Below are 18,120 nucleotides of genomic sequence, written 5' to 3' on the forward strand. Positions count from 1 at the left end.
ATACGAGATGATCAGCACAAGCAAACAGTGTGCCCGATCCATATTAAACCCGCACTGATTGGTATCAAAGCTTCAATCGCCCGCTTCGTCATTCAAACCGAGTTCACTGCATTTGCGGGTCAGCGTATTGCGCCCGATTCCAAGTCGCTGAGCCGCTTCCATGCGGCGCCCCCGACTATGCAGCAGTGCCGACTCGATTAGTACGCGCTCAAAATCCCGAGTGAAGCTTGCCATGATTGCCGGCTCGTTGCGACTCAACCTGGCCTGTACCTCTCGACCCAGCAAAGTTGTCCAGGACATCTCCAGGGCGGATATGGCGTCCGGCTGACTTGCGGGGGCATGGTAACCTTCCCGACGGAAATCGCCGGCGGCAACCTCTACGCTGGCCACTGTTTGCGTAGCGTCGCTGTGCGGCGCACCGAAGACTTCAGGTGGCAGGTCCTTGGATTCAATAATCTGGCTGGACGACATGACCGTCAGCCACTGGCAAAAATTCTCCAACTGCCGGATGTTGCCTGGATAATCGAATCCGGACATTACCTGCAGGGCTTGGGGTGACAGGCGTCGGACTGGTACACCGAGGTCACGTGCACTGTTCTGCATGAACAGCTGGACGAGTGCCGGGATATCTTCTTTCCTTTCACGCAACGGTGGAAGCCTGAGACGGATTACATTCAACCGATGAAACAGATCTTCCCGGAAACGTCCTTCCGCTACCCGCTGCTCAAGCGGCTGGTGGGTCGCGGCGACGATACGGACGTCAGCGTTGATGGCCTGTGATCCGCCGACACGATAAAAGTTGCCTTCTGCCAGAACGCGCAACAAGCGCGTTTGCAACTCGAAAGGCATGTCGCCGATTTCGTCGAGAAACAACGTGCCATTGCGCGCCTCCTCAAAGCGGCCCCGGCGCTGCTGTGTAGCGCCCGTGAATGCACCGCGCTCATGGCCGAATAACTCGGCTTCCAGCAAATCTTTGGGTATGGCTGCCGCATTCAACGCGACGAAAGGGCCGTCTGCACGATTGCTGTGGGTATGGAGGGCCTTTGCAATGAGCTCCTTGCCGGTGCCGGACTCGCCAGTGATTAATACCGTGACGCTGGAAGAAGCAAGGCGTCCTATTGCACGGAAGACCTCTTGCATGGCGGGCGAGGAGGACTGCAGCATGATACCTTCGCTACTGGTCGAAACGGCGTGGCGTTCAGCTACGTCCTCGCTCTCCGCACCCGTGGACTGGGCAGCGCGCTGTATCAATGCGATGGCGGCATTGACATCGAAGGGCTTGGGCAGGTAGTCGAAAGCCCCTTTCTGGAATGCCGCGACCGTGCTGTTCAAGTCGGTGAAGGCTGTCATGACGATCACCGGCAAGTCCGGATGGTCCTCCTTGATGCGGTGCAACAGGCTAAGTCCGTCCAGGCCCGGCATCCGGATGTCAGTCACCAGCACGGAAGGGATGGCGGCTTCGAGCGCCTCCAGTACTTCGGCGGCGCTGGCAAAAGCCCGGGCAGGAATACCAACCCTGGCCAATGCTTTTTCAAGCACCCAACGGATGCTTTGATCATCGTCAATAATCCATACCGGTTTCATCTTTACTCCAAAGGCAGAATCATCCGGAACTCGGTATGACCCGGGCGTGAATCGAACTCAATGATTCCGCCATGTTGTTGCACGAACTCCTGGGCCAGGCTCAGGCCCAATCCGGTACCGTTGGCCCTGCCGGTAACCAGGGGATGAAAGATTTTGTCATGCAGCTCTGCTGGTATTCCGGGCCCGTTATCAACGATGGAAACCACAATACCCAGCTTGGCTTGATGAGTGGCGAGCAGCAGCTGCCGCCCGACCCGGGTGCGAACGGTGAGTCTGGGCGCATCCGGGTCGGGATTTTCCGATAATGCTTGCGCCGCATTACGGGTCACGTTCAGAAATGCCTGCAGCAAGCGGGAGAAATCACCATGCAGGTCGGGCACGGACGCATCGTAGTCGCGGACGATTTCAATGCGTGGGAACTCGGCCCTGACCAGTGTGTAGACCCTCTCGCAGATCTGATGAATATTGAACGGTGCCTTGCGCAAGGTCTCCCCCTGCGGAGCAATCAGCCGGTCAACAAGCCCACCCAGGCGGTCCGCTTCGGCGATGATGACCTGGGTATACTCGGACAAGGCATCCGAATCCAGTTCGGCCTCCAGCAGTTGAGCTGCGCCTCGTATCCCGCCTAATGGATTCTTTACTTCGTGCGCCAAGTTCCGTAAGGACTCCCTCTGTGCCGCCAATTCCTTGCTGAGCTGCTGGTGCCGATCGATCAGGATATGGTGTTCGATGACACGCACTTCCAGCAGCGCCGCCCATTCCTGCTTATGCAATGGAACGATGGCCAGGCTGATGGGCACTGAAACACCTGAACGGTCGATGACGAGATCCTGTCGAAGGATACCGAACTTGCCATCAATCGCATCCGGAAACCGGCTTTGCAGAGAAGTGTCGGAACCAAACAGGTGATGGGCCGGCATACCGGCAAGCTGGCGACGCGATAGGCCGAATAACTCTTCTGCCGCCGTGTTGGCGTGTCGAATCGATCCATCGGCATGTAAAAGCAAGATTGCCGTCGACAATAAATCGTAACTCGCTACGTCCATGATCCGCCTTTACAACCCGAAGGTCGGATTAATAGTACTAGGACAGGCAACGCCGCAGCAGCCAAGGGGCAAGGTGCCGGCGCGGGGCCTCATCGCATGACCGGTTTCAACGCGCTGCGCGCATTACGCGCAGCGCGTCCAGGCGGTTTAAATGCTGTAGTACATGTCGAACTCGACGGGATGCGAAGTCATCCGCAGGCGGGTGATTTCGGCCATCTTCAGTTCGATATAGGCATCGAGCATATCGTTGCTGAATACGCCGCCACGGGTCAGGAACTCGCGATCCTGGTCCAGCGCCGCAATGGCCTCTTCCAGCGATGCGCAGACCGTTGGAATCTTTGCATCCTCTTCGGGAGGTAGGTCATACAGGTTTTTGTCCGCTGGATCTCCAGGATGGATCTTGTTCTGCACACCGTCCAGGCCGGCCATCATCAGCGCCGAGAATGCCAGGTAAGGATTGGCGAGCGGATCGGGGAACCGGGCCTCGACACGGCGGCCTTTGGGACTGCTGACATACGGAATGCGGATTGACGCAGAGCGATTGCGTGCCGAATAAGCGAGCTTGACCGGCGCTTCGAAGTGGGGAACCAGGCGCTTATATGAATTGGTGCCTGGGTTGGTGATGGCGTTCAAGGCCTTGGCATGCTTGATGATGCCGCCGATGTAATAAAGCGCGAATTCGGACAGGCCCGCATAGCCGTTTCCAGCAAAAAGATTCTGGCCGTCTTTCCAGATGGACTGGTGCACATGCATCCCAGAACCATTGTCGCCAACGATGGGCTTGGGCATGAAAGTGGCGGTCTTACCGTATACGTGTGCCACATTTCGCACGGTGTACTTCAAGATCTGGTTCCAGTCTGCGCGCTGAACCAATGTGCTGAATTGGGTGCCTATTTCCAGTTGGCCCTGGCCCGCCACTTCGTGATGATGCACTTCGACAGGAACGCCCTGCTGTTCCAGCAGCAAGCACATTTCGGAACGCATATCCTGGAAACCATCGACGGGGGATACCGGTACGTAGCCGCCCTTCAGACCTGGCCGATGCCCTTGGTTGCCGCCGTCCATATCGATGCCGCTGGACCAGGGAGCTTCGTCGGACTTGATCTTGACGAAACAACCCGACATGTCATCGTTCCAGGTAATGCCGTCGAAGATAAAAAATTCTGGCTCGGGACCGAAGTAAGCGGTATCGCCCAGTCCACTGGACTTGAGGTAGGCTTCAGCACGCTTGGCGAGCGAACGGGGATCGCGATCATAACCCTTGAGGTCCGACGGTTCCACTACATCGCACGTAAGGATCAGTGTGTTCTCTTCGCGGAACGGGTCCAAGTGGGCCGTATTGGCGTCGGGAATCAACACCATGTCGGAAGCTTCAATGCCTTTCCATCCCGCAATGGACGAACCATCAAACGCCACGCCGGTTTCCATCTTTTCTTCGTCCACCGTGTGCGCCGGCACAGTGAGGTGATGCTCTTTACCAAGCGTGTCGGTAAAGCGAAAGTCGACGAAAGTAACTTCACGATCGGCAATTAGCTTGACAACTTCTTCAGGGGTGGACATATAGGGGCTCCTGCACCAATAGAATCGGAAAAATGAAAGAGAGACGAATAACCTTAAGCAAAGGCCATGCCTGTTTTTAACGGGCCATTACGGCGCAAATTGTAAGTCTACGCCGTAATGATTCCCCATAACGGTACATAAGGCACCACTATGGGGCAAAACGTAGTGCATTAATCGAACCTTCGGCACTATTCAAGAAATTCGGCCTGCAAATCGTTCAGGAACCGCCAACCCAGGGAGCTCGCCCGGAACCGCCCAAGTTCGGGTTCAAGCAGCCCCCTGGACCTGGCGCGATCGACGGTGGCCTTGATGGACAGCAGAGATAAACCCGTGCGCTCCTTGAAACTGCCGGACGCGACGCCATCCTTGAGCCGTAACGCATTCAGCATGAACTCAAAACCCAGTTCGTGCGGCCCGATGACACGCTCTTCAGAGATATGGCTGCCATCGCGACGTACCGATTTCTCGATCCAGGACGCCGGGTTCTTGTGTTTCGCCTGCCGAATGATCCTGTCATGGAACGATAATTTTCCGTGGGCGCCGGGACCAATACCAAGGTAGTCGCCAAACTCCCAGTAATTCAGGTTGTGCAGGCAGCGTTGGCCAGGCTTGGCGTAAGCCGATACTTCATACTGTTCCCAGCCACCCGCGCTCGTCGCTTCGGTGATGAGATCCTGCATTGCCGCGCTGGTGTCGTCATCGGGCACGACAGGCGGGTACTTGGCAAATACGGTATTGGGCTCGAGTGTCAGATGATAAAGGGACAAATGCCCGGTCTGAAACGACATGGCCTGCCGCAGGTCATTTGCACAGGCCTCCACGGATTGCCCCGGCAAGGCATACATCAAATCCAGATTGACCCGGTCGACCGAGCGTTGCGCAATCTCGATCGCAGCCCTGGCCTGCCGGGCGTCGTGCACCCGGCCCAGGGCCTTGAGTGCCGCATCATCGAAACTCTGAATGCCCAAAGACATGCGGTTCACGCCGCTGGCCGCATAGTCGGTAAAGCGTCCGGCCTCGACTGTGCCAGGATTGGCCTCCATCGTTATTTCGGCGTCGGGTAGCAGATTCAATAAAGCGCGGAACATTGCCAGCATCTCGTCCAACGCACTGGCGGAGAGCAAACTCGGCGTGCCGCCCCCGATGAAGATGGAGATGACTTGCCGTCCCCATATGAGTGGGAGCGCCTGTTCGAGATCGGCCTGCAAGGCGTCCAGATACTCTCGCTCGGGCACCTCATTCTTCAGTTCATGGGAGTTGAAATCGCAGTAAGGACACTTGCGCACGCACCATGGCACATGCACGTACAAGGACAAGGGAGGAAGACTGGTAAGCGCCGATGAGGGGCCGATACGGGGAACGACACCGGGATTTTTTGTCCGTCCTTCGGTTGCTTTGGGGAATGTGGGATGCACCTGGTTCTCGAAATTAGGACGTGGCGGTGGTGGCGGCTTGATCGTTCAGCGCTTGCAACAACAAGGTCAAGGCCTGTGCACGGTGACTGGACCGGTTCTTTTCATCCGGTTCGAGTTCAGCCGCCGTCTTGCCCAAGGCCGGGAGAAAGAAGTGAGAATCGTAGCCGAAGCCATTGCTGCCTCTGGGCGTATCCACGATCATTCCCTGCCATATGCCTTGCGCAATGACAGGCATGGGATCGTCAGCAGATCGAAGATACACCAGCACCGCCACATAGGATGCGCGGCGATCCTCGACACCCGTCAATTGCTGCACCAGATACCCATTGTTGGCAGCATCTGACTTTTCACCTCCCGCCATCGAAGCGAACCGCGCGGAATACACCCCGGGCGCGCCACCGAGCGCAGCCACGCTCAGACCGGAATCGTCTGCCAGCGCTGGCAGGCCGGTCAGCCGACTGGCGTGTCGCGCCTTGGCCAACGCATTCTCGACAAAAGTCGGGTGGGGCTCCTCCGCCTCGGGCACTCCGAGTTCCCCTTGCGCCACCATGGTGATGTTGGCGCGCTGGAGGATGGCGGAGAACTCTTTCAATTTCCCTGGATTGTTCGAAGCCAATACGACTTTATTCACTACTTTTCTCCGTTGCGCCGTCCTTGACCAGCAGGGAAACCAGCTCTTTGGCAAAGACCGGCAGCTTATCGAACTGTTTGACACAAATATGCAGTCGTCGCAACGCCCATGCATCGTTCAAGGTGATTATTTTCAGCGGTAGATCCTTGACGTAGCGCCGGGCCGCCGATTCGGGAATGACCCCTATTCCTACCTGAGCGGCGATCATGCGGCACGCCGCCTCGAAATTACTGACCTCCACCCGGAAGCGCAATACCCGACCGAGATCGTCGGCCGCCTGCAGCAGGAATGCATGGATGGCGCTGGCTTCGGAGAGTCCTACGTAGTCATAAACCAGTGTTTCATCGAAATCGACCGCCGCATTGGCGGCCAAGGCATGATCCTGGTGCGTGATGAGGACCAGGCGATCGGTCCGATAAGGAAGGAATTCAATGCTTTCTCCGCCGCCAGCCTGCGCGGTAATGCCGATATCCGCGCTGCCGTCCGCCACTGCCTTGACCACCAGATAGCTGAGACGTTCGCGCAGCTCGACATTGACGTCAGGGTGCGCGGCGAGATAATTGGCTAGTATCGTAGGCATGAATTCGTTCATGGCTGTCGTATTGGCATACACCCTCACCCGTCCCTTAACACCGCTGGCGTACTCCTGTATGTCGCCACGGAGATGTTCGAGCTGGCGGAGCACCACACGCGCATGCCGCACGAAAGCTTCTCCCGATGGCGTGAGTGTGACCCCTTGGCTGTTACGATAGAAGAGTGCGGTTCCCAGGTGATTCTCGAGGTTCTTCACTCGATTGCTGGCTGCGGGCAACGACAAGAATGATCGCTCCGCCCCCTTCGTCATGCTTTGGGCGCCAGCGACGTTGACCATGAGCTGCATGTCGGTCAGATCAAAATGCATTGCCATCTATAAGTATTCTCTTCAAAATTGGCAAACCCGGGCTTAAGCAAGCAATAATTGGCAAGCAAGTCGCATTAGGGCAAAGTTAGTGTCATTGTAATGAAACCGGACGCCATCACGCCATGCAGCAATCCATTCAGCCCTTCCAGGAAATCCGCGACGCCATACGCGACTTGTGTTCCCAGTTTCCACCTGAGTATTTTCGCAAGGTTGATCACGAGCGGGGCTACCCCGAAGAATTTGTCAAGACCCTGACCGAAGCCGGATGGCTCGCCGCCCTGATACCGGAAGAATACGGCGGCTCGGGATTGAGCCTGACCGAAGCGTCGGTCATCATGGAGGAAATCAATCGTAGCGGCGGCAATTCAGGCGTATGCCATGGTCAGATGTATAACATGGGTACATTGTTGCGCCATGGTTCCAAGGAACAAAAACTGCGCTATTTGCCGCGCATTGCCACAGGCGAGCTACGCCTGCAGTCCATGGGTGTGACCGAACCCACGACCGGCACCGACACTACGAAGATAAAGACCATGGCCGTCCGGAAGAACGACCGCTATGTGATCAATGGTCAAAAAGTGTGGATCTCGCGCATACAGCATTCCGACCTGATGATACTCCTTGCGCGCACCACACCTCTGGACCAGGTGAAGAAAAAATCCGAAGGGATGTCGATCTTTATCGTTGATTTGCATGAAGCCATCGGAAAGGGCATGGAAGTGCGTCCCATATTGAACATGGTCAATCATGAGACAAATGAACTGTTCTTTGACAATCTCGAGATTCCTGCCGAGAACCTCATCGGAGAAGAAGGCAAAGGCTTCAAGTACATACTGGACGGACTGAACGCCGAACGTACCTTGATTGCCGCCGAATGCATCGGCGACGGGCACTGGTTCATCGACAAAGTGTCTGCGTACGTAAAGGAGCGCATTGTCTTCAACCGTCCTATTGGGCAGAACCAGGGAGTGCAGTTCCCTATTGCCAGGGCGCACATCAACGTCGAGGCAGCCAGCCTTATGCGCTACGAGGCGTGCCGACTGTACGATGCGCATCAGCCTTGCGGCGCCCAGGCGAATATGGCAAAGCTTCTTGCCGCCGATGCATCGTGGGAAGCCGCCAATGCCTGCCTGCAGTTCCACGGCGGCTTCGGCTTTGCGAATGAATACGATATTGAACGAAAGTTCCGCGAAACCCGCTTATACCAGGTCGCTCCAATTTCGACCAACCTTATACTTTCCTACGTTGCCGAGCACGTGCTGGGCCTGCCACGCTCTTTTTAAGCGTACGACCCATTTCCCTTCTCTACCGTAACCTGGCTGGAACCTTGAAATGACTCATCCCAGTGCCGAACTCGCCGAATTCGCGGCCCAACTCGTATACGAAGACATTCCCGATAATGTGTTGCGCCGCACCGAAGACCTGATGCTGGATTGCCTCGCTTCCACACTGGCTGGATCCAGCGCGCGCGCAGTGCAGGCCATCGCGCAATTCGCCGACACCATGGGACCGACCAGCGGTCCCTCGGAAAACATGGTGACCCGCCGCAGCACAAGCCCTCTTTTTGCTGCCATGGTCAATGCGGCGGCCGCCCATATGGTTGAGCAGGACGATGTCCATAACGGCTCGGTGTTTCATCCCGCTGCCGTGGTTTTTCCACCAGCGATTGCCACGGCCCAGGCCTTGGGGCGATCCGGCAAAGACCTGCTGGTCGCATGCGTGGCTGGCTACGAGGTTGGAATACGGGTGGGCGAATTTCTAGGGCGCTCGCACTACAAAGTCTTTCACACAACCGGAACAGCTGGCACATTGGCGGCTGCAGTAGCCGTGGGACGCCTGTTGAATCTGAACAATCAGCAAATGCTCCATGCGCTCGGCTCAGCGGGCACGCAGGCCGCCGGTTTGTGGGAATTCCTGCGCGACGCCGCCGATTCGAAACAACTCCATACGGCCAAGGCGGCTGCAAATGGACTGACCGCTGCCTATTTGGCACACGACGGGTTTACCGGCGCCCGGCGTATTCTGGAAGGTGCGCAAGGCATGGGCGCCGGCATGTCGCAGGACGCTGACCCAGCAAAGCTGACCGACAGACTGGGAGCGCGCTGGACAGTTCTCGAGACCTCGTTCAAGTTTCATGCTTCCTGCCGCCATACTCATCCTGCCGCCGATGCACTGCTCGACATCGTCCAGATCAATGACTTATCAATCGACGACATTGCAAGTGTCGTTGCTCATGTCCACCAGGGCGCTATCGATGTGCTCGGCCCTGTCACGAATCCGACCTCCGTCCACCAGTCCAAATTCTCCATGGGCACGGTGCTGGGCCTCATCGCTCAACAACGACGTGCTGGCCTCCCGGAATTCGACGCGGGCCTGGACGACCCTGTCATCGCCGCGTTCAGATCCCGGGTTTCAATGGAGCTCGACGACGAGGTCAATAGCGCCTATCCACGGCAGTGGATCGGCAAGGTCACCGTACAAACCCGTGATGGCCGCCGTCTGACCGCTCGTGTCGATGAGCCCAAGGGAGACCCCGGAAACACCCTGAGCAGAGCTGAAATTGAAGACAAGGCCCTCAGACTGGGTACCTACCGCAATGCCGCCAGCAAGGAAGAAAGCCAGGCCTTGATCAGGAAAGTATGGGATCTCGCTAACCTGCAAATGGTGGGCCGCTTCGTCGCCTAGCGTTCGCAAGTCGTGGCCTTCAGCCCAGCGCCTGTTTCTGGGCTGCCACAAGCTGGACTATGCCGTCGCGCGCCAAATCCAGTAATGCATCCAGTGCTTGCCGAGTAAAGTTCTGGCCTTCGGCGGTTCCTTGCACTTCCACAAAATCACCGGCGCCCGTCATGACAATGTTCATGTCGGCGCCACAGCCGGAATCTTCAATGTAATCCAGGTCCAGCACCGGGCGGCCGTTGACCAGCCCCACCGACACAGCCGCCACATGATCCAGAATGGGATCGGAGGTCAGAACGCCCTGCTGCAGCAATCCACGCGTAGCGATCGCGGCCGCCAGCCAGGCTCCCGTGATGCTGGCACAGCGGGTTCCCCCATCGGCTTGGAGCACGTCGCAATCGAGATGCAGCGTACGCTCGCCCAACGCATTCAAGTCGAATACGGCTCGCAAGCTGCGGCCGATCAAGCGCTGTATCTCCTGGGTGCGGCCGCTTTGCTTACCGCGGGCCGCTTCCCGATCAGAGCGTGTGTGTGTGGATCTGGGAAGCATTCCATATTCGGCAGTGACCCATCCCTGCCCCTTACCCTTCAGGAAAGGCGGCACTTTTTCCAGTACGCTGGCGTTGCACAAGACATGTGTGTCGCCAGCCTTGATCAATACCGAGCCTTCCGCATGGCGGGTATACCCGGTCTCGATGGAAAGCGGGCGTAATTCAGTGGCTGCACGGCCTGTGGGGCGGGCGGAATCGTCGGTAGCTGCGGGTGTGGCTTCGGACAAAGGGAGGCTCCAATACAATGTCAAGAATCAAGGAGGGAATGATACCCTGACGCCAAGGCGTGGTGCGGCGCGCCGTACTACGGTTCGGCCGCCGCTGCATTACGGTCCTCACTGAGAGCAGCCTTACAATATAACCTTTGCGTCCACAACAGGAATTCCTTCTCATGATCCGAAGCATGACCGCTTTCGGCAATGCCCGTGCGGAATCCGCCCAAGGCAGTGTCACCATCGAATTCCGTACCGTCAATAGCAGATTCCTCGACGTCAACTTCCGCCTGCCCGAAGACCTCCGCATGGTTGAAAGCGCTATTCGGGAAAAACTCGGTACGGTGGTCGCACGGGGGAAGGTTGAAGTCCGTGTCAATTATGTACGCAGCGACACTCGCGCAAGGGTAAGCCTCGACCCTGAATATTTATCGACGCTGGCAGCGCAGCTCCAGGACGCGCGTCGCGTCATTCCGGATGTCCCCGCGCCGCGCCTTACCGAACTTCTGAATGCGTCAGGTGTTGCCGAAAACACGGGCCTGGACCCGGATATCTGGACCGCCATGTGTCTGGAGGCCGCCACCCAGGCACTTGCCGAAATGCAGGCAGCCCGCGAACGTGAAGGCCAACGACTTGCAACGATCATGCACGAGTGCGCATTGGAGGTCAGCCAGATCGTGGATCAGGTTGAAATGCAGCTACCAGTCTTGCTTGCCGAGCATCAGGATAAGCTCAACAACAAGCTGCGCGATACGTTGAACGCCGTGAGCCCAGATGGCTTCGCCCACATCAGCGGCGCGGAACTAACTGCCCGCATAGCCCAGGAGACCTCTCTTTTTTCCATGCGTATCGATGTCGCCGAAGAGTTGTCCCGCTTGCGCTCGCATATCGCTGAACTCCAGCATCTGCTGAGCACCGGCGAAACGATGGGCCGTAAAGACAAGAAGAATAGCGGTAGTGCTGGAAAGCGCCTGGACTTCCTTTTCCAGGAAATGAACCGGGAAGCCAATACCCTGGGGTCCAAGGCCAGCGCCCTGAGCGTTACGCGGGCGGCCATTGACCTCAAATTGCTCATCGAACAAATGCGCGAGCAGGCGCAGAACATCGAATAGCGCACGAAAGAAAAAAGCGGCCTCGCCTTTTTTGCGAAGCCGCCGGCCACAACTTAAAAGGCGTGGCGATCAGAAGTCCATTTCGGGCGCTGGCATGGCGGGTGATTTATCTTCCTTGGGTATCTCAGCCACTGTCGCGTCGGTGGTCAGGATCAGACCTGCGATCGAAGCCGCATTCTGCAATGCCGTTCGAGTGACTTTTGTCGGATCGACAACGCCCAGCTCGACTAGGTCGCCATAATTACCGGTTGCTGCGTCATACCCGAATGTACCTTCACCTTCGACCACACGGGACAACACCACGGATGGCTCGTCGCCGGCATTCGCGACGATCGTGCGCAGTGGCGTTTCGAGCGCGCGCGCCACAATCTGAATACCGGCATCCTGATCCCCATTGCGACCCGTGAGCGAGGATAGAGCTGAGCGTGCCCGCAGCAACGCCACACCACCGCCAGGAACAATTCCTTCTTCCACTGCGGCACGCGTGGCATGCAGGGCGTCATCAACCCGGTCTTTCTTTTCCTTCATTTCGACCTCCGTGGCGGCGCCAACCCGGATCACCGCGACACCGCCCGCCAGCTTGGCTACACGTTCCTGAAATTTCTCACGGTCGTAGTCGCTGCTAGCCTGCTCGATCTGGGCCTGAATTGCCTTGATCCGGCCGTCTATGCGGGTCTTTTCTCCGGCACCGTCGATGATGATGGTGGTATCTTTTTGAACTTCAACACGCTTGGCGCTACCGAGGTCGTCGAGCCCGGCCTTGTCGAGCTGCTTGCCTGTTTCTTCCGAAATCACCGTCGCGCCAGTCAGAATGGCAATATCCTCGAGCATGGCCTTGCGGCGATCACCGAATGCAGGCGCCTTGACCGCAGCGACCTTCAATACACCGCGCATCGCGTTTACCACCAACGTAGCCAAGGCCTCACCTTCGATGTCTTCAGCGACGATGAGCAAAGGCTTACCCGTCTTGGCGACTGCCTCCAGAATCGGCAGCAGCTCGCGGATACTGGAGATCTTCTTCTCGCAAAGAAGGATGAGCGGATCTTCAAGATAAGCGGTTTGTTTATCGGGGTCGTTGACGAAGTAAGGACTCAGGTAGCCACGGTCGAACTGCATCCCCTCGACGACATCAAGTTCATTCTCGAGTGATTTTCCATCTTCAACAGTGATCACGCCCTCGTTGCCGACTTTGTTCATTGCCTCGGCAATGATTTTGCCGATCGCCTCATCCGCGTTGGCCGACAAAGCGGCCACCTGGGCAATTTCCCTATTGGTGGAGATCGGTTTGGACAGCAAACGCAGTTCCTCCACCACGCGGGAGACTGCGAGATCGATACCACGCTTCAAGTCCATGGGATTGTGTCCCGAACCTACGTGCTTCATCCCTTCCCGCACAATGGCTTGCGCCAATACGGTTGCCGTAGTGGTTCCATCTCCCGCGACATCAGACGTTTTGGATGCGACCTGCTTGACGATCTGCGCTCCCATGTTCTCGAACTTGTCTTTGAGTTCGATTTCCTTGGCGACCGATACGCCGTCCTTGGTAACGATGGGCGAGCCGAAGCTGCGTTCGAGCAGGACATTTCGCCCTTTTGGTCCGAGCGTTACCTTGACCGCGTCGGCCAGAATATTGACGCCCGTTGTAATGCGGCTTCGGGCGCTATCATGAAACTGGATATCCTTCGCACTCATTTTGTTCTTACCTCCAAAGTCTCAACTGACAATCAGGATAATCAGGCGACCTTCTTCAGGTCCTTGCGACCATCTTCCAGTACACCCATGATGTCCTCATCGCGGAGTACCAGCAGTTCTTCACCATCGACCTTCACGGTCTGACCTGAATATTTGCCGAAAATCACTTGGTCGCCGGGCTGTAACTCCATGGGGCGCACGGTGCCATCGGCCAGCACCTTGCCCTTGCCTACGGCGATCACCTCGCCTTGCTCGGGCTTCTCAGCAGCTGTATCGGGTATGACAATGCCCGAGGCCGTCTTGCGCTGTTGCTCGGTTCGCTTGACGATAACTCGATCATGGAGGGGACGAATCTTCATGTACATTCTCCTTACTCATAACGTTCATCAGAAAAGAGACGCGGCCAGCCTTACCGGTAATAATAGGCAAGGCGGCCAGTTGCTGGTCAGAATAACCAACGGATGAAAATGTAAGGGTCGCCCTTCACAACTTCAAGCTTGAATTTGGTATCCAGTTGCAACAACCTACTGAATCAACCAGAAAGAATCAGATGGTCCACCCGGCCAAGACGATAAACCGTGCGGGCTGCGCCAGCCCCCCGTGGTGCTGCCTTGATCGGACAAGGCAATGTGCGGCCGCCAGTTTTGTCGACACTGTCATCCTTGTCAGCTAATGTCGCCCAGATTCCTCCCCGTCGGGGCCGAAACAACCAGCGCACGTATCCGCGCCGCGCTGCGAGTTCCAGTAATACCTCACGGTCATTAGCCGTCTGGGCGGATGTAACGACGGGACACGCGGCATCCACAGCGCCCGCATAGCATCCAAAGGCGCGCTGACAGGCAAGCGCCTCGGTTGCCGGTGCACCCGGTCGCCACCATGCCTTATGTTCCACGCGCTCGAGATCCCACGCACCGAATTGCCAAGCGGCATTCAATAGAGGCTGGTCAAGTGCTTCGGGCCTGCTCCAAGTGGCATCCAGTTGCAGCACTGAATCCGGTACAGGCCGCGCGGGTAGGTTGACATCAGGAAGCGTCAACGGCGTCACACGCCTGAACCCATGCCAGTGCATGATGAGGAGCGCCGGCGTGTTGACCTGATCGGCCATGCTGACGGTTACGGCATACAGTGGCAGTCGCATTGCTTTCATATGCATGGACACCAATTCGAATATATTCATGCAAACCTCCATACGAGACACGTCCGGAAAATTTATGCATTACGCGCCAGAATTGCAAGCCTTCCGACGATATGGGGAGATGTTGGCGCAACAACGCTTGCATCCGTCACGCATGACTGGTATTTATAGACCAGACTCTCCTTACAGCATTTAATTAGCGAGATTCCCACCATGTCAACAGACACGAACCACGGATCGACAGGGGATCAGGTATTGCACAATACCGGGAAGTTGCCTGCCAGACCACTGCCTCGACCATCACTTGCCGACTTGGCAATCTTCCTAGACCTCGATGGCACCCTGGCCCCCATTGCACCAACACCGGATCAAGCGAATGTCCCGGCTACCACCCTCCATGTGCTTGATGATCTCTATCGGGCAAGCGCCGGCTCCCTCGCCATCGTGTCGGGTCGTGACTCGCCGGACATCGACCGGCTTCTTGGACCCTTGCTTCTACCTTATGCCGCACTGCATGGAGCGCGAATAAAACCGCCAAACGGAAAAATCGAAACGATGGGCGTTTCTCAGGATAGCCTGAGACAAGTCAGCGCCATCGTGGAAACTGCAATGGGCCAATTGCCGGGCACGATAGTCGAACGCAAGGCTCTGTCCATAGCGCTCCATTTCCGTCAGGCACCTCAGTTCGAGGACGAAATACGTCAGCTTGCAGCCGACGCACTGGTAAACCACAACGGTGACTTCGAGATACAGGAAGGCAAAATGGTGGTCGAAATAAAGCCGCGAGGGGCCAGCAAAGCCAAGGCCATTGAACGGTTCATGGGTATGGCGCCATTCCAGGGACGCACGCCGCTCTTCGTTGGTGATGATCTCACCGATGAATCGGCATTTCGCATTGTCAACGCGATGAATGGAATCACCATCAAGATTGGCACTGGTGCGACGCACGCCAGCTGGCGGTTGGCCGATCCGCCGGCACTCGTTGAGTGGCTGAGTTCGCTTCTTGCTAAACGTCTGTACGATGACGGAGATATCTCAACAGAGGGGAGGCAACCCAATGAGTAGACTAATCGTCGTATCCAATCGGGTCGCGTCTATCACCGAGGGTAAAAGCTCCGCCGGAGGCCTGGTTGTGGGTGTCCTGGATGCCTTGCGAGGAATGGGCGGGATCTGGCTGGGCTGGAACGGAGAAATCGAAACAGATCCCGTACAGCCGCCATTGACCCACAGTGAGAAAAATATCGATTTCATTACAGTCGCGCTTACCCAGCGGGAATACGACCAATACTATCGAGGTTTTTCCAACGGTGTGCTTTGGCCGACTTTCCACTACCGGATCGACCTGAGCCGCTATATCCGTCGCGACTACAGCGGCTATCGCGCCGTCAATCGGCGATTCGCACAAATACTGACGTCATCAATCGCGAGCGACGATATCATCTGGGTGCATGATTACCATCTGATTCCCTTTGGCCAAGCCTGCCGCAGCCTTGGAATAAAGAATAAAATCGGTTTTTTCCTTCATATCCCGTTTCCGAGCCCCTCGGTGCTGCGCACCATCCCGTCGCATCAGGAACTCGTCGAATCGATGTGTGCCTACGACCTGGTGGGATTTCAGACCCAGAGCGACGTACAGGCCTTCATCGACTACACCACCCGGCATCTCGGCGCGATCCATATCGGTGACACCGTCAGGCTAGGCGACCGTTCCATAAAAGTAGGTGCCTATCCGATAGGGATCCAGCCTGAGCAAATAAGGACGCTTTCCAAAGAATCCCGTCATTCCAAGCCACTGGACGCGCTGAGAGAAGGCTTGCAACATCGGAAGCTTATCGTCAGCGTGGACCGTCTTGATTACAGCAAAGGCCTTATCGAGCGCTTCGATGCATTCGAATGCCTGCTTGAAAGTTCTCCGCAGCACCGTGGGAAGGTAACACTTGTACAGATAGCGCCGCCATCTCGACAAGATGTGCAGGGCTACCGTCAGATCCGACGTCAGCTCGAGAGCACGGCTGGGCGCATCAACGGAAAATGGACCGAACTGTCATGGACCCCCATCCGCTATATGAACCGTTCGTATGAGCGTACCTTGCTCATGTCGTTTTTCCGGGTATCTCAGGTGGGGCTGGTGACGCCATTACGCGACGGCATGAATCTGGTCGCCAAAGAGTACGTGGCCTCGCAACCGGCAGAAGATCCCGGCGTGCTGGTATTGTCCGAGTTTGCGGGTGCTGCGGCCGAGATGCACGAAGGCGCCTTGATGGTCAATCCGTACGACGTTCAAGGAATGGCAGACAGCTTGGATAGAGCGCTGAACATGCCGCTGGAGGAAAGAAAACAGCGATACGAGCATTTGATGGGCATACTCAAAAAGAATAACCTTTCAGTCTGGCGCGACCGGTTCCTGAACGACTTGGGCTCCTGAAATTCTTTCAGGTCCTAACCCAGTAACCTACACCATTCATCATCATGCCGAATCCGTCCGAACCATTTCCGTGCGCCATCTATATCCGGGAGGTGGGCCGCGGTGCCCGCGGTGCCCGTGGCCTAGGCCGTGACGATGCCTATGCTGTCTATGGAGCGGTTCTCGCCAATCGGATCAGCGACCTGGAGCTCGGCGCCCTGTTGCTCGCGTACCGTATCAAGGGTGAAACGCCGCAGGAACTGGCGGGCATGCTTGATGCGGTGCACACTACAATCGATCGTCTGAGCTCGCCTGTCGGGACACCTGTGGTGATTCCCAGCTATAACGGGGCGCGCCGGCGCCCGAATCTCGTGCCCTTGTTGGCACTGCTGCTTAGCAAACGAGGAATACCGGTATTCATTCATGGCGTGCTCAACGAACCCGGGAGGACCACCACGGCCGAGATTCTTGCAGAACTGGGCATTCAGCCTGCACCGGATGCCAGAAGCATTGAAGGTTTACTTGGCCGTAGCCGACTGGCCTTCGCTTCCATCGATGTGCTGGCCCCAGCCCTGGCCCGCCAACTGGCTCTGCGCCAAGTCCTGGGTGTAAGGAACTCGGCTCATACACTTGCCAAGATGTTGCAACCGTTTGGCCAACCGGCCCTTCGCCTCGTCAACTATACGCACCCCGCGTACCGCGAGACACTCGCCGACTACTTCAGCCAGCCGGGTATGGCCGGCCCCATTGGCGTGCTGCTGAGCCGCGGTACGGAAGGTGAAGCCGTTGCAGACGCCGAGCTTGCACGCGAGGCACTATGGCTGTACGACCAGGGCCGCGAAACCCTCATCGACGCGACCGAAAAAGAGAATCGCGACAGCCCTGTTCTACCCGAAAGTCACGACGCCGCCACCACCGCCAGATGGACTGAAGAAGTCGTTGCAGGAAATATCCCTGTTCCAAAAGCAATTATTGCCCAAATCAACGCCATAGTACGGATTACCACCCAGGACCTCAGCCAGGAATCCATGCAGCCGTAAGATCTCGAACATCGTCAAGTAATGACCAGCCTTTCGCGCGCCCAAACAAAAACCCCCGCACGTTGAGACGGGCGGGGGTTTTCTTACTGCATAAGAGCTTGACGATGACCTACTTTCACAGACGTACGTCCACTATCATCGGCGCAAAGGCGTTTCACGTT

The 18,120-nt window shown here is 56.9% G+C and carries 16 protein-coding genes; 6 read left to right on the top strand and 10 right to left on the bottom strand.

All coding sequences use genetic code 11. The annotated features are described in order from the left end of the window. Positions 1 to 72: 72 nt before the first annotated feature. The 6 genes from ntrC to CR155_RS09680 all read right to left on the bottom strand — a co-directional run bounded on the left by ntrC (position 73) and on the right by CR155_RS09680 (position 7,143). Positions 73 to 1,584, bottom strand: a complete 1,512-nt coding sequence (gene ntrC / locus CR155_RS09655; RefSeq protein ID WP_102069810.1) for a nitrogen regulation protein NR(I) — start codon at positions 1,582 to 1,584, stop codon at positions 73 to 75. A 2-nt stretch (positions 1,585 to 1,586) separates the two neighbouring features. Beyond that, the gene (gene glnL / locus CR155_RS09660) at positions 1,587 to 2,630 is read right to left on the bottom strand and encodes a nitrogen regulation protein NR(II) (RefSeq protein WP_102069811.1); all 1,044 of its coding nucleotides are present in this window, start codon (positions 2,628 to 2,630) and stop codon (positions 1,587 to 1,589) included. 147 nt (positions 2,631 to 2,777) lie between these two features. Further along, positions 2,778 to 4,190 carry a type I glutamate--ammonia ligase gene (glnA, locus tag CR155_RS09665; protein ID WP_102069812.1) on the bottom strand — a complete coding sequence of 471 codons (1,413 nt, stop codon included), beginning with the start codon at positions 4,188 to 4,190 and terminating at the stop codon, positions 2,778 to 2,780. A 188-nt stretch (positions 4,191 to 4,378) separates the two neighbouring features. Next, positions 4,379 to 5,542, bottom strand: coding sequence for a radical SAM family heme chaperone HemW (hemW, locus tag CR155_RS09670; RefSeq protein ID WP_233214106.1), 1,164 nt, complete (start codon positions 5,540 to 5,542; stop codon positions 4,379 to 4,381). A gap of 76 nt (positions 5,543 to 5,618) precedes the next feature. Next, positions 5,619 to 6,236: an RdgB/HAM1 family non-canonical purine NTP pyrophosphatase gene (gene rdgB / locus CR155_RS09675; RefSeq protein ID WP_102069814.1), complete on the bottom strand. Its 618-nt coding sequence runs from the start codon at positions 6,234 to 6,236 to the stop codon at positions 5,619 to 5,621. Then, positions 6,229 to 7,143, bottom strand: a complete 915-nt coding sequence (locus CR155_RS09680; protein WP_102069815.1) for a LysR family transcriptional regulator — start codon at positions 7,141 to 7,143, stop codon at positions 6,229 to 6,231. Before CR155_RS09680 ends, rdgB begins: the two co-directional genes overlap by 8 nt. A 116-nt stretch (positions 7,144 to 7,259) precedes the next feature. On the opposite strand from CR155_RS09680, the gene CR155_RS09685 reads away from it, so the two are divergent. Together CR155_RS09685 and CR155_RS09690 are read left to right on the top strand one after the other, a co-directional pair. After that, positions 7,260 to 8,420, top strand: a complete 1,161-nt coding sequence (locus CR155_RS09685) for an acyl-CoA dehydrogenase family protein (RefSeq protein WP_102069816.1) — start codon at positions 7,260 to 7,262, stop codon at positions 8,418 to 8,420. Positions 8,421 to 8,469: 49 nt separating this feature from the next. Next, on the top strand, positions 8,470 to 9,822 hold the full coding sequence (locus CR155_RS09690; RefSeq protein WP_102069817.1) for an MmgE/PrpD family protein: 1,353 nt from the start codon (positions 8,470 to 8,472) through the stop codon (positions 9,820 to 9,822). Positions 9,823 to 9,841: 19 nt separating this feature from the next. On the opposite strand, the gene rph is transcribed toward CR155_RS09690, so the two are convergent. Next, a complete protein-coding gene (rph, locus tag CR155_RS09695; RefSeq protein ID WP_102069818.1) occupies positions 9,842 to 10,591 on the bottom strand; it encodes a ribonuclease PH in 750 nt (249 codons plus the stop codon). Between the two features lie 164 nt (positions 10,592 to 10,755). Here rph and CR155_RS09700 point away from each other — a divergent pair, with 164 nt between their 5' ends. Next, on the top strand, positions 10,756 to 11,688 hold the full coding sequence (locus CR155_RS09700; protein ID WP_102069819.1) for a YicC/YloC family endoribonuclease: 933 nt from the start codon (positions 10,756 to 10,758) through the stop codon (positions 11,686 to 11,688). A 69-nt stretch (positions 11,689 to 11,757) separates the two neighbouring features. Here CR155_RS09700 and groL read toward each other — a convergent pair whose 3' ends face one another. The 3 genes from groL to CR155_RS09715 form a co-directional block, all read right to left on the bottom strand. Further along, positions 11,758 to 13,380, bottom strand: coding sequence for a chaperonin GroEL (gene groL / locus CR155_RS09705; RefSeq protein ID WP_102069820.1), 1,623 nt, complete (start codon positions 13,378 to 13,380; stop codon positions 11,758 to 11,760). 41 nt (positions 13,381 to 13,421) lie between these two features. Further along, positions 13,422 to 13,739: a co-chaperone GroES gene (gene groES, locus CR155_RS09710; RefSeq protein WP_102069821.1), complete on the bottom strand. Its 318-nt coding sequence runs from the start codon at positions 13,737 to 13,739 to the stop codon at positions 13,422 to 13,424. 173 nt (positions 13,740 to 13,912) lie between these two features. Then, positions 13,913 to 14,557: a diguanylate cyclase gene (locus CR155_RS09715; RefSeq protein WP_102069822.1), complete on the bottom strand. Its 645-nt coding sequence runs from the start codon at positions 14,555 to 14,557 to the stop codon at positions 13,913 to 13,915. A gap of 171 nt (positions 14,558 to 14,728) precedes the next feature. Here CR155_RS09715 and otsB point away from each other — a divergent pair, with 171 nt between their 5' ends. Genes otsB through ybiB form a run of 3 tightly spaced genes read left to right on the top strand, consistent with a single transcriptional unit; the run spans position 14,729 to position 17,959 of the window. Beyond that, positions 14,729 to 15,580, top strand: coding sequence for a trehalose-phosphatase (otsB, locus tag CR155_RS09720; RefSeq protein ID WP_102069823.1), 852 nt, complete (start codon positions 14,729 to 14,731; stop codon positions 15,578 to 15,580). After that, entirely contained in the window at positions 15,573 to 16,940 is a 1,368-nt protein-coding gene (gene otsA, locus CR155_RS09725) for an alpha,alpha-trehalose-phosphate synthase (UDP-forming) (protein ID WP_102069824.1), read from the top strand. The genes otsB and otsA overlap by 8 nt, the downstream gene beginning before the upstream one ends. Positions 16,941 to 16,984: 44 nt before the next feature. Beyond that, positions 16,985 to 17,959, top strand: coding sequence for a DNA-binding protein YbiB (gene ybiB, locus CR155_RS09730; RefSeq protein WP_102069825.1), 975 nt, complete (start codon positions 16,985 to 16,987; stop codon positions 17,957 to 17,959). Positions 17,960 to 18,120: the final 161 nt, after the last annotated feature.

The sequence above is a fragment of the Pollutimonas nitritireducens genome, from assembly GCF_002849615.1.
Taxonomy (GTDB): Bacteria; Pseudomonadota; Gammaproteobacteria; order Burkholderiales; family Burkholderiaceae_B; genus Pollutimonas; species Pollutimonas nitritireducens.

What these genes read in the sequence shown, in the direction of transcription:
- groES (WP_102069821.1), bottom strand. Translation starts at nt 13,739, where the DNA reads ATGAAGATTCGTCCCCTCCATGATCGAGTTATCGTCAAGCGAACCGAG.
- CR155_RS09715 (WP_102069822.1), bottom strand. Translation starts at nt 14,557, where the DNA reads ATGAATATATTCGAATTGGTGTCCATGCATATGAAAGCAATGCGACTG.
- CR155_RS09700 (WP_102069819.1), top strand. Translation starts at nt 10,756, where the DNA reads ATGATCCGAAGCATGACCGCTTTCGGCAATGCCCGTGCGGAATCCGCC.
- groL (WP_102069820.1), bottom strand. Translation starts at nt 13,380, where the DNA reads ATGAGTGCGAAGGATATCCAGTTTCATGATAGCGCCCGAAGCCGCATT.
- ntrC (WP_102069810.1), bottom strand. Translation starts at nt 1,584, where the DNA reads ATGAAACCGGTATGGATTATTGACGATGATCAAAGCATCCGTTGGGTG.
- otsB (WP_102069823.1), top strand. Translation starts at nt 14,729, where the DNA reads ATGTCAACAGACACGAACCACGGATCGACAGGGGATCAGGTATTGCAC.
- CR155_RS09680 (WP_102069815.1), bottom strand. Translation starts at nt 7,143, where the DNA reads ATGGCAATGCATTTTGATCTGACCGACATGCAGCTCATGGTCAACGTC.
- glnL (WP_102069811.1), bottom strand. Translation starts at nt 2,630, where the DNA reads ATGGACGTAGCGAGTTACGATTTATTGTCGACGGCAATCTTGCTTTTA.
- CR155_RS09685 (WP_102069816.1), top strand. Translation starts at nt 7,260, where the DNA reads ATGCAGCAATCCATTCAGCCCTTCCAGGAAATCCGCGACGCCATACGC.
- glnA (WP_102069812.1), bottom strand. Translation starts at nt 4,190, where the DNA reads ATGTCCACCCCTGAAGAAGTTGTCAAGCTAATTGCCGATCGTGAAGTT.
- CR155_RS09690 (WP_102069817.1), top strand. Translation starts at nt 8,470, where the DNA reads ATGACTCATCCCAGTGCCGAACTCGCCGAATTCGCGGCCCAACTCGTA.
- ybiB (WP_102069825.1), top strand. Translation starts at nt 16,985, where the DNA reads ATGCCGAATCCGTCCGAACCATTTCCGTGCGCCATCTATATCCGGGAG.
- otsA (WP_102069824.1), top strand. Translation starts at nt 15,573, where the DNA reads ATGAGTAGACTAATCGTCGTATCCAATCGGGTCGCGTCTATCACCGAG.